Annotated in this window: 13 protein-coding genes; 7 read left to right on the forward strand and 6 right to left on the reverse strand. The window is 41.1% G+C overall.

The genetic code is table 11. From position 1 onward, the window contains the following. Positions 1–38: 38 nt before the first annotated feature. Both HUS62_RS18305 and HUS62_RS18310 read left to right on the forward strand, forming a co-directional pair. On the forward strand, positions 39–1,307 hold the full coding sequence (locus HUS62_RS18305) for an amidohydrolase family protein (protein WP_175080713.1): 1,269 nt from the start codon (positions 39–41) through the stop codon (positions 1,305–1,307). A 196-nt stretch (positions 1,308–1,503) separates the two neighbouring features. Beyond that, positions 1,504–3,915, forward strand: a complete 2,412-nt coding sequence (locus HUS62_RS18310; protein WP_175080714.1) for a TonB-dependent siderophore receptor — start codon at positions 1,504–1,506, stop codon at positions 3,913–3,915. 206 nt (positions 3,916–4,121) lie between these two features. Here the strand turns inward: HUS62_RS18310 and HUS62_RS18315 are convergent, their stop codons facing one another. The 3 genes from HUS62_RS18315 to adhP form a co-directional block, all read right to left on the reverse strand. Continuing rightward, a complete protein-coding gene (locus HUS62_RS18315) occupies positions 4,122–4,988 on the reverse strand; it encodes a DUF2971 domain-containing protein (RefSeq protein ID WP_175080715.1) in 867 nt (288 codons plus the stop codon). 144 nt (positions 4,989–5,132) lie between these two features. Then, a complete protein-coding gene (locus HUS62_RS18325; protein WP_175080716.1) occupies positions 5,133–5,966 on the reverse strand; it encodes a DUF2806 domain-containing protein in 834 nt (277 codons plus the stop codon). A gap of 371 nt (positions 5,967–6,337) precedes the next feature. After that, positions 6,338–7,348, reverse strand: coding sequence for an alcohol dehydrogenase AdhP (gene adhP / locus HUS62_RS18330; RefSeq protein ID WP_054563854.1), 1,011 nt, complete (start codon positions 7,346–7,348; stop codon positions 6,338–6,340). Between the two features lie 251 nt (positions 7,349–7,599). Between adhP and HUS62_RS18335 the strand changes: the two genes are divergently transcribed. Both HUS62_RS18335 and HUS62_RS18340 read left to right on the forward strand, forming a co-directional pair. After that, positions 7,600–8,157 carry a GbsR/MarR family transcriptional regulator gene (locus HUS62_RS18335; RefSeq protein WP_054552053.1) on the forward strand — a complete coding sequence of 186 codons (558 nt, stop codon included), beginning with the start codon at positions 7,600–7,602 and terminating at the stop codon, positions 8,155–8,157. A 336-nt stretch (positions 8,158–8,493) separates the two neighbouring features. Then, positions 8,494–8,907: a hypothetical protein gene (locus HUS62_RS18340; RefSeq protein ID WP_175080717.1), complete on the forward strand. Its 414-nt coding sequence runs from the start codon at positions 8,494–8,496 to the stop codon at positions 8,905–8,907. Between the two features lie 214 nt (positions 8,908–9,121). Here HUS62_RS18340 and HUS62_RS18345 read toward each other — a convergent pair whose 3' ends face one another. Beyond that, positions 9,122–10,147: a lytic transglycosylase domain-containing protein gene (locus HUS62_RS18345; RefSeq protein ID WP_175080718.1), complete on the reverse strand. Its 1,026-nt coding sequence runs from the start codon at positions 10,145–10,147 to the stop codon at positions 9,122–9,124. Continuing rightward, positions 10,140–10,421, reverse strand: coding sequence for a YcgL domain-containing protein (locus tag HUS62_RS18350; RefSeq protein ID WP_175080719.1), 282 nt, complete (start codon positions 10,419–10,421; stop codon positions 10,140–10,142). Before HUS62_RS18350 ends, HUS62_RS18345 begins: the two co-directional genes overlap by 8 nt. Before the next feature lie 156 nt (positions 10,422–10,577). Between HUS62_RS18350 and minC the strand changes: the two genes are divergently transcribed. The 3 genes from minC to minE are packed head-to-tail and all read left to right on the forward strand — an operon-like array spanning position 10,578 to position 12,362. Further along, positions 10,578–11,282 carry a septum site-determining protein MinC gene (gene minC, locus HUS62_RS18355; RefSeq protein ID WP_054552049.1) on the forward strand — a complete coding sequence of 235 codons (705 nt, stop codon included), beginning with the start codon at positions 10,578–10,580 and terminating at the stop codon, positions 11,280–11,282. Between the two features lie 5 nt (positions 11,283–11,287). Beyond that, positions 11,288–12,097, forward strand: coding sequence for a septum site-determining protein MinD (gene minD / locus HUS62_RS18360; protein ID WP_054552048.1), 810 nt, complete (start codon positions 11,288–11,290; stop codon positions 12,095–12,097). A 1-nt stretch (position 12,098) separates the two neighbouring features. Then, complete coding sequence (minE, locus tag HUS62_RS18365) at positions 12,099–12,362, forward strand: cell division topological specificity factor MinE (RefSeq protein WP_054552047.1); 264 nt, start codon at positions 12,099–12,101, stop codon at positions 12,360–12,362. Between the two features lie 37 nt (positions 12,363–12,399). On the opposite strand, the gene HUS62_RS18370 is transcribed toward minE, so the two are convergent. Then, positions 12,400–12,750 carry a GNAT family N-acetyltransferase gene (locus tag HUS62_RS18370; RefSeq protein ID WP_175080720.1) on the reverse strand — a complete coding sequence of 117 codons (351 nt, stop codon included), beginning with the start codon at positions 12,748–12,750 and terminating at the stop codon, positions 12,400–12,402. Positions 12,751–12,940: the final 190 nt, after the last annotated feature.

Here is a 12,940-nt window from a genome sequence, read left to right on the forward strand (position 1 = left end):
GCTAGAGTGTCGGCTCGACTTACCAATTTTGAATAAAAATGAAAAAGACAGCTCTTGCTATTAGCTTAGGCCTTGCTTGCCTAACCTCTTTAAATACCTACGCAACCACCTACTTATCGGCAAAAGCCATGGTAGATGTAAATTCAGGTAAACTGATTAAATCACCACTTATTAGTATAGATAACGGTCAAATTACAGCTGTACAAAGTAATAAACAGCCTAGCTTAAAAGACGGCGATAAGCATATTCAATTACTAGAACTGACTTTGGTGCCAGGCTTAATGGATATGCATGTGCATTTAACGAGCGATCCTACCGTGCCACGCAGTGAGCGAATTGGTCAATCGATTCCGCGTAAAGCAATTAAAGCGGCGCACTTTGCCGAAAAAACACTGTATGCAGGTTTTACAACGCTGCGTAACTTAGGCGCAGAAGGCTACAGCGTGATTGCAGTACGCGATGGCATTAACGCAGGCGATATTGTTGGCCCACGTATTTGGGCGGCTGGCCCGTCGTTAGGTGTTACTGGCGGTCACTGCGATAACAACCGTTTACCACCAGAAATGAAATACACCGCCGAAGGCGTTGCTGATGGCCCATGGGCTGTGCGCGCTAAAGTGCGAGAAAACATTAAGTACGGTGCCAATGCCATTAAATTTTGCGCTACAGGCGGGGTATTTTCAAAAGGCACAAAAGTCGGTATTCAACAATATAGCCAAGACGAAATGAACGCCATTGTTGACGAAGCTCATTTACGCGGCCTAACCGTTGCAGCCCATGCGCACGGTACCAGTGGTATTAAAGCAGCCATTGTTGCCGGTGTAGACAGTGTTGAGCATGTTAGCTTTGTCGATGACGAAGCCATTAAACTTGCCAAAAAACACGGCACTTGGTTCTCAATGGATATTTACAACACTGAGTACACCCTTGCCTTTGGCGAACAAAACGGGGTTGCAGAAGAAAACCTCAATAAAGAACGCCAAGTATCTAAAAAGCAACGTGATAGCTTTAACCGTGCAGTAAAAGCAGGCGTAAACATGGTATTTGGTACCGATGCAGCAATTTACCCTCATGGCGATAACGCGAAGCAGTTTTCGCGTATGGTTGAATTTGGTATGACACCCCTACAAGCATTGCAGTCTGCCACCATCAATAGTGCCAAACTACTTAAAGCTGATGATCAACTTGGCCAAATCAAAAGCGGTTTCTTAGCCGATATTATCGCCGTTAAAGGCAACCCGCTTGAAAACATTGCTGTACTTGAAGATGTACAATTTGTTATGAAAGACGGTAAAGTTTTTAAATAAGCTATTATGCTGGCTTTGCATTAGTGAAGTCAGCAATCTTCCTTTGTATCTATATCGTAAACAAAATTACCAACCATAAAACCAGTTGTTAGCAACTTGTATCTAAACAAAGAAATTACCCAAAACAGATAAATAAAACTTGAAATGAAAATAGCTCGCATTATCATTGCCGAAAAATTTCGACAATTTACCTATAATGACGACATATAAATATTCAATTTTAGCCCTAGCCTGCTTAAGCGCATTCAATGCAACCGCCAACGATTTAGATTCTGTTGAACGTATTACCGTTTACGACAAACAAAACCGTGTAGTACTTGAATCTGGCCTTGCCACTAAATCAAATATGACCCTAATGGAAACGCCAGCCCCAGTTGTGGTTGTAGACCAAGAGCTTATCAACTCGCAAGGCGCGACAAACTTACAAGACTTAGTACGTAACATCAGTGGTGTTACCCAAGCCGGTAATAACTACGGTATTGGCGATAACTTAGTGATCCGCGGTTTAGGCGCTAACTATACATACGATGGCATGTATGGCGGTGCAGGCCTGGGTAACACCTTTAACCCAACACGCTCAATGACCAATGTTGAATCTGTAGAAGTTCTTAAAGGCCCTGCAACGGGCTTATATGGTATGGGTAGCGCAGGCGGTGTTATCAACCTAATCGAAAAGAAACCACAATTTACTGAGCAGCACACCGTTAATGCCGAGCTTGGTCAATGGGATAGCTACTCATTAGGCTTTGATAGCACAGCAGCATTAACCGACAATCTTGCTTATCGCGTTAACGCAAAAACCGCTCGCAGCGATGGCTACCGCGACTTAAAAGACGACCGAGATGAAATTTATGGCGCATTAAAATACGTATTAAGCGACAAACAAGACATCATGATTTCTGCCGCTTATATCAAAGATGCCATTGCCGTTGATTCAATTGGCCACCCTATTCGTATTTTTAACAGCGACTCAGTGAATGGTAAAACCGCAGGTGAAGTAACCGCTGCCGATTTAATTAACGATGCAACGGCAAAAGGCCTGCAACTAACCGAACAGCAACGCCAACAATTAGCAGACTCACTGGCAGCAAATGATGGGCTAACACCTTACACCTTTGGTCATAACGGTATTATCTCGCCAATGGCAAATGATAACGAAGGCGAAGAGCTACGCTTTAAGTTAACTCATAACTACTTCATTACCGATAATTTATTTTTAAATCAGCAACTACAATACCGTAATTACGAATCGAGCTTTGCCCGCCAAACAGGTGCTTATAACTATGTTTATTGGAACCGCAGAGGCGTGATAAATGCCGACCCGCGCGCTCCTTTAGTGGTTGATGACGTACTTTACCCATTTGCCGCGCGTCGCCAAGAGTACCGCCAAGTAGAAGCTGACGAAAAATCATGGCAATACTTTGCTGACTTGCGTTATGACTTTAGCTTTGCCGGTATTGATAACGAACTACTTGTAAACGCCAACTACGAAGACCGCGATATTCGTTTTAAACAATACTCAATTTACGATGCCGACAAGGTCATTAAAAACAAAGATGGAGAGGTTATTTACCAAGGTCAATTACCTTACATTTTTGATATTCGTAACCCGAACTGGGGCGAAGGCAGCTTTTTTGATTACGACCCGCTAAAAACCAGCGATTACAACAAAAAGGTTCAAGCTTGGGGTGTGGGTATTCAACATGTTGCCTATATTCACGATACCTTTACAACCCGAGTAGGCGTTGCCTTTAACCGTATTAAACAAAGCTACGAACACTTTGGTGTTGATGCGCGCTACCGCGCAAGTGCCGCCGAGCCAACGCCAGAAGCAGATACATCAGACAGCGGTATGACCTACAACCTTGGTGCAACCTACAAACTGAGCGATGATATTTCGTTCTTTGTAAACCACTCTAAAGGCCGTACTGCCTACAGCGTGCTTGGTAGTGTATCGGGTAACGAAGCAGACCGCGATGACGCCGAGTCAGTCAGTAACGACATTGGTATGCGTGTAAAAGCCTTTGACGATCAACTACTAGCATCACTGGTGGTATTTGATAGTGCTCGAACAAACCTTGAGTATGCCAACCCAGATTACGAAGCCGGTGTATCTGATGCCTCAGTACCAAAAAGCTTTTACGATGGTGAAGAGCAAACCAAAGGTGTTGAACTTGATTTAAATGCCGATTTAAACGAGCAGTGGAAACTTAACATAAACGCGGTTTATCAAGACGCCCGCGATAAGAAAAACCCTAACTCATCATCTTTCGATACTCGTCAAAAAGGTGTGCCTTATGTAACAGCAAGCAGCTGGTTAAGCTATGACGCTAAATGGTTTAATTTAGCCGAGCCACTGACAATTAGTGCAGGCGTGCAATATGTTGATGACCGCAGCACAAACTCAACCTCGTTTGGTATTCCTGATGGCTACGTACCTAGCTACACGGTGTACGACGCCGCCATTCAATACCATACAGATGATTGGAAACTACAGTTAAACCTAAATAACTTGTTTAACAAAACCTATTACTCAAAAGCAATGTTCTTAGGCGGCATGCCAGGAGAAGAGCGTGATGCTAAATTAACCTTTAGCTACACACTTTAATTATAAATTGATAGCAAAAAGCGCGGCTTAGTTAAGTCGCGCTTTTTTGTTTTGTGGGAGCAAGTTTGACTAGTGGCTTGTTTTTGGAAAAGTCAGTTAACGCCACAGGACGGCACTGTATAAAAGAAAGGCCTTAATAAACGGCGAATAAAAAGCGACGAAGGATAAAAGCCAACTGTTTTTGTCCTTTTAAACGACTTGTTAGCTTACCGATACTTTCCTGCAGATTTTGTTACATGGCAATTTTCAAATGAGTTTAAACGTAAAAATAATTGAATCTCTTCAATTGAAGATTCTGACTTAGGCCCTAAAATAACTTCTTTTATAGCTTTATGTTCATACCCTATTAATCTAACAGGTGTGTAAGCAATTAGACCATTTGAAGAAGCCCTAAAATCTAGTCTCAAATCAAAGTCACTTGGCGAGCTATAGCTTTGGACTTTTAACGGTTCATACCATAATGAAGAGAATAGTCTAACTTCTTGCTCTTCTTCATAAAATGAACTTTTTAGTAAACAAGAAGCTTCCATAAGTTCAGTATAAAATAAGACATGATTTAAACTAGTAGGCTCTCCGTCTTTTTTTTTGAAAGGAACTCCATTTGTTTCTCTAAATGAAAGCATCTTATCCTTAATAAAATTTGTAAAAGACTCTTTATTGTAAAACACATCTTCGAGTTTGAACCTAGGTTTACTCACAGTATACTCAGACCCTACTTCTTTTCTATGCTCTACCGGAACTTGATGCCTCTCTGAATTTGCTTTAAATAAGTCATTTTCTAAAAAGCCAATTGAAACTCCACAACCATCACCAGCATAAGAACGCCATTGACTTAACAGATCTTTATTCTTTGAAAAAGAAGTGCCTACGTAAAAGAAACGAACGTGTTCTATATCATTATCTTTGAATGTTCCTTTTTGTTCGGGGAATACTGTGTCCCATAAATCCCTGATAATTGAAAAGCCTAGAACAAGTTCAGCAGGGTCATTCATTTTTTTTAAATCACAAGCCCATATTTTTTGACTCTTAACAATATTAAGGAAACCTTCAGGTCTGCAATAATGATAGATCATGAATACTCCTTTTAAGCTAACGCTCTGCTAAAGTGTGAGCAACGCAATACAAAAGCCTCCGCACACCACCTTAATCAGGAAAATCAACACATAGTAAAAATGCAACGCGTTGCGAATCACTCTTAAACAGTTTGTTATAAATACTTATTCCAGTTCTTTTACCTTGCGAGCCATTAGCTGTGATCTGCTTATCAAGATCTCGTAGTATTTTTCACATGGTTTAACGTCAATGAATCGATAGAGCTCTCGTCCAGCTTTTGTTAGAAACTCTGTTCGATTTTCACGATGACCTTTCAGCGTCATTGCAAACTTATAGCTATTATATTCAATTACATATCGCTCATTCTTGGTAAAGTGGAATTGTTGCTGAGGTTGTACCAAACCAAGATCTTGAAGGTGACGAATATCTGCCTCTCGTATCCCTCGATTTTCGATATGCTTGTTAAGTGATGAGTATTTAAAACGCAACAGCTCACCGTTAACCTGAAAAAGGAACTGACAGTAACTATTAAATAACTTTATATCATTGTTACTCAGAGATTGAAGGACAAGCAATGTAGCTCTACTACACGCTTCTGGTTCTAAAACCTCACCCGCAAGTATTTTAGCCCAAAGTTCTTGGACATTTTCAATAGAAACATCTTGGCATTTATCAAAATAAAACGACAACCAATCCACATCTATAGTTACACCATCGGCAATATCATTATGATCAAGGAAGTTAATTGATTTATCGATTATACCCTCGATATTTTCTTGTCGACGCGTCTCTTGCGTTGAAATCCGTCTAGCAGCTCTGAGAGCAAGTGCGTCAGACTCTCCTTTAGCCATAATAACAAGCGAATCAGATTCGGCCCTAGCTTTTCGGCGAATCCTCGTTGGCTCATACAAAACACCAATAGTGTTACTCACTGCATCAATCAACTTACATGCAGGTTCAGATAGTGCTTTTAAGTCGATTAGACTAGTTTCTGTCATTGTGCTTTCACCAAGTATAGATTGCCGTGTATTTAAAACATTTTAGTATTTATGCGACATGCAGTTTGTGTTGCATAATCGCTTGTTAGGCTGAGGCGCTACCTGCTCGGTGTGTCAGAGTTGGTGTTGTTTATGCTGCGGGAATTTGCTTTTTAGTGTTTTAGCTTAGCTTTTATTTCTGCTTTCCCTGCACTGCTCAGCGTATGTTCAGTTATCATTACACCTAACTTTAGCTAGATATGCAATAATATTTTTTACAAGGAAAATGTGTAAGACCAATAAGTTAACTTTTTGATCCTGCAAACAATGAAAACTGTCAGATTCAATTGAATCACTCAACAAACCTGACAGTACTTGATTAAAGACTAAGCTTAAAGCGTCATCACGATTCGACCAGTGATGTCGCCTTTTAGCATGTCGTCAAATATATCGTTGATATCTTCTAGGCGTTTTTCTTCAATAATGGCTTTAACTTTACCTTTTGCTGCAAAGTCGAGGCATTCTTGTAAGTCTTTCCGCGTACCAACGATTGAGCCTACAACAGATACCCCATTTAATACGGTATCAAAAATTGGCAGTGGCATATCTTCGGGTGGCAAACCTACAAGTACGCATTTACCGCCACGGCGTACGCTTTTATAGGCTTGTTCAAAACCGGGTTTTGATACGGCAGTACACACAACACCATGTGCGCCGCCTACTTGTTCAAAAATGGTTTCTGAAGGCACTTGCTTCATAAAATCTATGGTGATGTCTGCGCCAAGCTCTTTGGCTAGTGCCAACTTGCTCTCGCCGGTATCAACGGCAATTACATTAAAGCCCATTGCTTTTGCGTATTGCACTGCTAAGTGGCCAAGGCCGCCAACACCAACAATTGCAACCCAATCACCCGCTTTGGCATCAGTCACTTTAAGCGCTTTATAAGTCGTAACCCCAGCACAAAATAGTGGTGCGGCTTCTGCAAAGCCTAATCCTTCAGGAATTTTAACCACGTAATCACCATGAGCTACACAGTACTCGGCGTAACCTCCATCGACTGAATACCCCGTGTTGTGCTGCTCAAGGCATAAAGTTTCTTTACCTTCTAAACAAAACTCACAATGACCACAGGCGCTGTATAACCAAGGAACACCGACACGGTCGCCTACTGATAAGTGTTTAATGTTTGCGCCTACTTTTTCGATAGTACCTACCCCTTCATGGCCCGGTACTAATGGCATTTTCGGTTTGACTGGCCAATCTCCATGACAAGCATGTAAATCTGTGTGGCACACTCCACACGCGGCAATTTTAACTAGCACATCGTTAATTCCCACCTCTGGGCATGGGATATCTTCGATAGTTAATTTACCTTTGTACTCTTTATTTACTGCAGCTTTCATAACCTTCCTCCATGGTATAAATTGCGATTCAGCCTATACGATAAACTTATTGACTGTCACTATTATTGATCCACATCAAATAGCTAACCACTGCGGTATTTAATTAAACTATTATTTAATTTCAATAACTTAAATTTAAAATGTGGCGTATCCACACTTTAGTAGTAGCAGATTGCATAGTGGCTATTTCTTTTAGTTATACCCCGAGCGTGCTAGCATTTAATTTCTGAAATTTTTGAATACTAAAAATTATGAGCCTATCTGAAAAAAACTTAGCTTTTGTTATGCACTGCGGTGAAATGGGTAGCCGTTGGGGCTTTAACCGCACCATTGGTCAAATGTGTGGATTATTAACCATTACTAAAGAGCCAATGACCGCCAATGAAATTGCCGATACCTTAAGTATCTCGCGCGGAAACGTCAGCATGGGCATTAAAGAGCTACAGTCTTGGCGCTTAATTAAAGTGCATCATATTCCGGGCGACCGTAAAGAATACTACGGTCCTGCTGGCAGCATTTGGGATATGGCCAACCGCGTATTCGAAGAGCGTAAAAAGCGCGAGATAGACCCAACCCTTAGCCTGCTTCGCGATAACATTTTAGAAGAAGCCCACAATGATGATGAACGCTTTGCTCAACAGCAAATGCAAGAAATTCACGACCTACTTGAAACCGTAACCAAATGGTCTGCAGAGCTACAACGCTTAAGCCCTGAGCAACTTCAAAGCCTAATGAAACTAGGCTCTGGCATTGGCAAGGTACTTGATTTTAAAGACAAGATTTTGAAAAAGCCGGGGAAAGGGGAATAAGTTAGCGAGTTACAAGGGAAAAATTTGTAGGTCGTGCTTTAGCGCGTCATTTGAGAAATGTTTAAGGTTTTGTCGCCATAAATGACGACCTACGCCAATCCCCTCTCGGCGTAGGATGCGTTTAACGCCGAACATGTAGCTGCGATTTTATATCGCGTCCCATAGCCTAAATCCTAGCGCCTAATGTTTTCTATCGTAGGCGTGAAACTTGTTTCGCGCGCTCTCTTGTAGGTCGTGCTTTAGCGCGTTTTGAACGGGTAATCATAACTACACTTGCCTTTGCTATACTAATGACTAAACGTTTATTTACGTTCTGACTTAAAAGGATATTAAGCTATGTATAAACAGACAGAAATAAATTACTCGTTAATTGTTATTTTATTAGTGATTAGTGCCTTTATAATTTTATCGCCTGAACTGGCTGACCTCAAAATAATTATATTATCGATAAACCTGCTTGTTACTTTGTTGTTCTTTTCACTAACAATAGTCATCAATGAGCAAACGCTTCGTTGGTATTTTGGGTTTGGGATTATTAGCAAAGATGTTGAATTATCTCAGATTGCAGAGACCTCAGTTTACAAAACAAAGTGGTATCAAGGAATTGGCATTCGTATGCTAAATGATGGCTGGTTATACAATGCGTCAGTTGGACAAGCCATTAAAATAACTTTAACTGACGGAAAAAACATATACCTTGGCTGTAAAGACGCTGATGCACTGCAACAAGCACTCAAAGTTAAGGTTTAAAAATTGTATCGAAGGGAAAGTTACAAGAGTAAAGTTAGCAAGTATATTTTAATAATTTTGTATTTTTCCTCTTAAGCGCAGCGCCTCTTGAACTCTTTGTGAGTAATTCACTTAGAGATCTTTTGCAGTAGTAATAAAAAAGCGCGAGATAAACTCGCGCTTTCTGCAAATCCCCTAGTGCCTAGAACCTAGTTACCTAGGCTCTAGTATCTAATCACTTAATCGCTGGGTAACCGATGCGGTCTGATAAGTAACCAACACTGGTTGCAAAGTAATACGAGCGATTCCAGTGCATAAGTGCTTTGTAGTTATCGTAGGCTAGATACATACGGCCGTTTACGTCATCTGGCATTACCATTGCGGCGGTAACATCAACGTTTGGTAAGTCGCTACCATCCATTTTACGCACACCAAGAGCTTGCCAATCAGCAAGGCTGCGCTCTGACTCTTTCCAATACTCTAACCATTGGCTGCGTGTTCTAGTGCCACGCTTAAGAATATTTGAGTTATCAAAGCCTTCAGGTAGTTTAACTTGGCGACCCCAGGTTAAATCATCGTTCCAACCTGCTTGCTTAAGGTAGTTAGCAATTGAAGCGAATGCGTCTTCTTCTGTGGTCCAAATGTCTTTGCGGCCATCACCGTTGTAATCAACAGCGTAAGCGTTAAATGAGGTTGGCATAAACTGCGTTTGCCCCATTGCACCAGCCCAAGAGCCTTTGAACTTATCAAGGGTAATGTGACCCTCTTTTAAGATATCAAGCGCAGCCCAAAGTTGGTTTTTATACATGGTTTCGCGGCGACCATCAAAAGCAAGCGTAACTAATGATGCAATTACACTGTGACCACCTTGGATTTTACCAAAGTTACTTTCAAGGCCCCAAAGTGCGACAATAAAGCGTGCTTGAACGCCGTATTCTTTAGCGACTTTTTCAAGAACCTCTTGGTTTTCTTTGTATAACTTACGCGCGCGGTCAATTTTCCATTGCGGCACACGTTTTGGTAAATAAGTTTCGAGGGTTTCTTTTACTTCTGGCTGATTTTTATCAGCTGAGATCACTTTCTTTTTGAATTTAGCTGTTGCAAGTGCTTGATCAACTAAGGCTTCATCATAGCCTTTTTCAAGTGCTTCTTTTTTTAATGCTGCAACGTAAACGTCAAAATCAGCTTGTGTCTTTTGTTCTGCCAATACTGAAGTACTTAGTGAAGCACTGAGTAAAATGACGGCAAGTTTTTTAATCACTCTCAACTCCCTTGTCTTTTTTAAATTGGGTTAACAGATTTTCTTCCGGCGGAGGTAATTGCAAGTAGAACCCTTGGTGAATTAACGCTTGCTTAACCGCGTCTAAGTCTGCCACACCTAACTTTTCACGGCTTGCTAGATTAATCATCATCACGTACTTAGGTTGACCAAACGTTTCTAGTAATGGTTCTGGTACGCGTGAGAAATCATCTCTTTTTTCTACAAAAAGGTATGTATCCGCTTTTTTAATACTTTTATACACCGCAGTTAGCATTATGGCCCTATAATATCTTGCTTAACGAAGGCGCACACTATAACATGAGTGATATAATAAGTTAGAAAAAATAGATTAGATTTTTACTGTATATGCCTTGTTCAGCCTGTGTTTATACTTAAATAATGCTAATCCAGACAATTCAATTGAGCGTGTATGTCGGAACAAATTTTTGAATTAAAAGGGAACCTTTTTACGTTATCTGTTTTACATTTATTTTCAGCAGATACAGCCCTTTTAAGTAAGCAGTTAGATGAGAAAATCGCCCAAGCACCTAAGTTCTTTGCCGGTGCGCCTATCGTAATCAACTTAAGCGACGTACAAGATGAAGCGCTTGATTTCTCTTTCTTAAAATCAATGTTAAGCGGCCTTTCGTTAAACCCTGTTGGGGTTTGTAATGGCTCTCAAGAGCAAAACGAAAGCGCAAAAGCTGCGGGCCTGTCGGTGTTAAATTATTCACAAGACGTTAAGGGTGCAACCGCTAAACAACAAACAAATACATCTATCGTTGAAAAAACCGTTCACCTGCCTGCGCAAGTTATTCATGGCACTGTACGTTCGGGTCAGCAAGTGTATGCAAAAGACCGCGACCTAATCGTAATTGGTGCTGTAAGTCATGGCGCCGAAGTGATTAGCGATGGCAACGTGCACATTTATGGCACTCTTCGTGGCCGTGCAATTGCTGGGGCTAAAGGTTACAACGAAGCAAATATATTTTGCCAAAAATTAGAAGCAGAACTTGTTTCGATTAATGGTAGTTATTGGATCAGCGACTCTCTACAAGGTGAACACTGGGGCAGCGCAGTACAAATCCAACAAAAAAATGATTCATTAGAAATTTCAGCTTTGGTTAAAGGATAAATCTCATGGCAAAAGTGATTGTCGTTACTTCTGGTAAAGGTGGTGTTGGTAAAACCACATCGAGTGCTGCGATTGGCACAGGTTTAGCGCTTAAAGGCTTTAAAACCGTTATTATCGACTTTGATATTGGTCTACGTAACCTTGACCTTATCATGGGTTGTGAACGCCGTGTTGTTTATGACTTCGTAAACGTAATCAATGGCGAAGCTAACTTAAATCAAGCACTTATTAAAGATAAGCGCGTTGATAAGCTACATATTTTACCTGCCTCACAAACCCGTGATAAAGACGCCCTAACCCGTGACGGTGTTGAGCGCGTACTAAACGAGCTGAAAAAAGATTTTGATTACATTGTGTGTGATTCTCCAGCGGGTATCGAAGCTGGTGCAATGATGGCAATGTACTTCGCTGATGAAGCGATTGTAACAACGAACCCAGAAGTATCATCAGTACGTGACTCTGACCGTATTCTTGGCATTTTACACAGCAAATCAAAACGTGCTGAAGAAGGCCTTGAAAGCGTAAAAGAACATCTACTATTAACTCGCTATAATCCTGAGCGTGTTGAAAAAGGCGAAATGCTTTCGGTAGAAGACGTACAAGAAATCTTAGCGATTAAACTACTGGGCGTTATTCCTGAATCACAAGCTGTACTGAGTGCATCAAACTCTGGTCAACCGGTTATCCTTGATGGTGAATCGGATGCAGGCCAAGCATACACAGATGCAATCAATCGTTTATTAGGCGAAACTGTTGATTTTCGTTTCTTAGACGTAGAGAAAAAAGGCTTATTTAAACGGATTTTTGGAGGTTAATGTGTCTTTACTTGACTACTTCCGCTCAGAAAAGAAAAGCAGTGCGTCATTAGCAAAAGAGCGATTGCAGATCATTGTCGCGCACGAACGTTCACAGCGTGGTACACCAGATTACTTACCACAGCTAAAACAAGACATCCTTGATGTTATTCGTAAATATGTGAATGTAAACACTGATGCAGTTCAGGTGCAGTTTGACCAAAACGAAGATGACTTAGCCGTACTTGAGCTAAACGTCACCTTACCTGACGAAGAAAAGAAATAGTCAAAATTGGGCGCTTAGTTTTTAACAGCGCCCTTTTTTATTTCTGCCACTGCATATGAAACTCATAGTCGTCTTCGCCTAGAGTTTTAAACCCTGCCCGTTGATAAAGCCCATACGCTGGATTCGCTTTTAGCACCGTTAAATTAATCTCTGCTGTTTGTGCTTTTAGTGCATCTAACACCTTAGTGCCTAACCCTTTGCCCTGCTCTTTAGGTGCAATTTGTAGCTGTAATAAACTGATTGCTTGGTCACTTACGATGAACTTGGCAGCGCCTACACATTGCCCATCATTTAACACTAAATGACTATGCTCAAAGTGCTCAGCCACTCGTTCTTGATGCTGCTCAAGTGATAAAAACAACCCCTGATTTTCTAAGTGCTCAACCATGGTATTTAATCTTAAGTCGAGCAAATAAGCTTTGTCTTGCTCTGTAGCTGCTACAAATGAAATACCAAGCCTTCACCAGTTTTCAGGTATGTCACGTCGCCAGCCCAAATCTAATTGGGTGCTACCGGATTAAAGTTCTGGTTAAGCAAATTATCTGCAACTGCATCAGAGTGCTTACGCTTAGTTGTTA

Origin of the sequence: Pseudoalteromonas sp. 0303 (assembly GCF_013349995.1) — a bacterium.
Lineage (GTDB): Bacteria > Pseudomonadota > Gammaproteobacteria > Enterobacterales > Alteromonadaceae > Pseudoalteromonas.

Excerpts from the sequence above, each read along its gene's own strand:
- HUS62_RS18305 (WP_175080713.1), top strand. The coding sequence starts at position 39 with ATGAAAAAGACAGCTCTTGCTATTAGCTTAGGCCTTGCTTGCCTAACC.
- HUS62_RS18310 (WP_175080714.1), top strand. The coding sequence starts at position 1,504 with ATGACGACATATAAATATTCAATTTTAGCCCTAGCCTGCTTAAGCGCA.
- HUS62_RS18315 (WP_175080715.1), bottom strand. The coding sequence starts at position 4,988 with ATGATCTATCATTATTGCAGACCTGAAGGTTTCCTTAATATTGTTAAG.
- HUS62_RS18325 (WP_175080716.1), bottom strand. The coding sequence starts at position 5,966 with ATGACAGAAACTAGTCTAATCGACTTAAAAGCACTATCTGAACCTGCA.
- adhP (WP_054563854.1), bottom strand. The coding sequence starts at position 7,348 with ATGAAAGCTGCAGTAAATAAAGAGTACAAAGGTAAATTAACTATCGAA.
- HUS62_RS18335 (WP_054552053.1), top strand. The coding sequence starts at position 7,600 with ATGAGCCTATCTGAAAAAAACTTAGCTTTTGTTATGCACTGCGGTGAA.
- HUS62_RS18340 (WP_175080717.1), top strand. The coding sequence starts at position 8,494 with ATGTATAAACAGACAGAAATAAATTACTCGTTAATTGTTATTTTATTA.
- HUS62_RS18350 (WP_175080719.1), bottom strand. The coding sequence starts at position 10,421 with ATGCTAACTGCGGTGTATAAAAGTATTAAAAAAGCGGATACATACCTT.
- minC (WP_054552049.1), top strand. The coding sequence starts at position 10,578 with ATGTCGGAACAAATTTTTGAATTAAAAGGGAACCTTTTTACGTTATCT.
- minD (WP_054552048.1), top strand. The coding sequence starts at position 11,288 with ATGGCAAAAGTGATTGTCGTTACTTCTGGTAAAGGTGGTGTTGGTAAA.
- HUS62_RS18370 (WP_175080720.1), bottom strand. The coding sequence starts at position 12,750 with ATGGTTGAGCACTTAGAAAATCAGGGGTTGTTTTTATCACTTGAGCAG.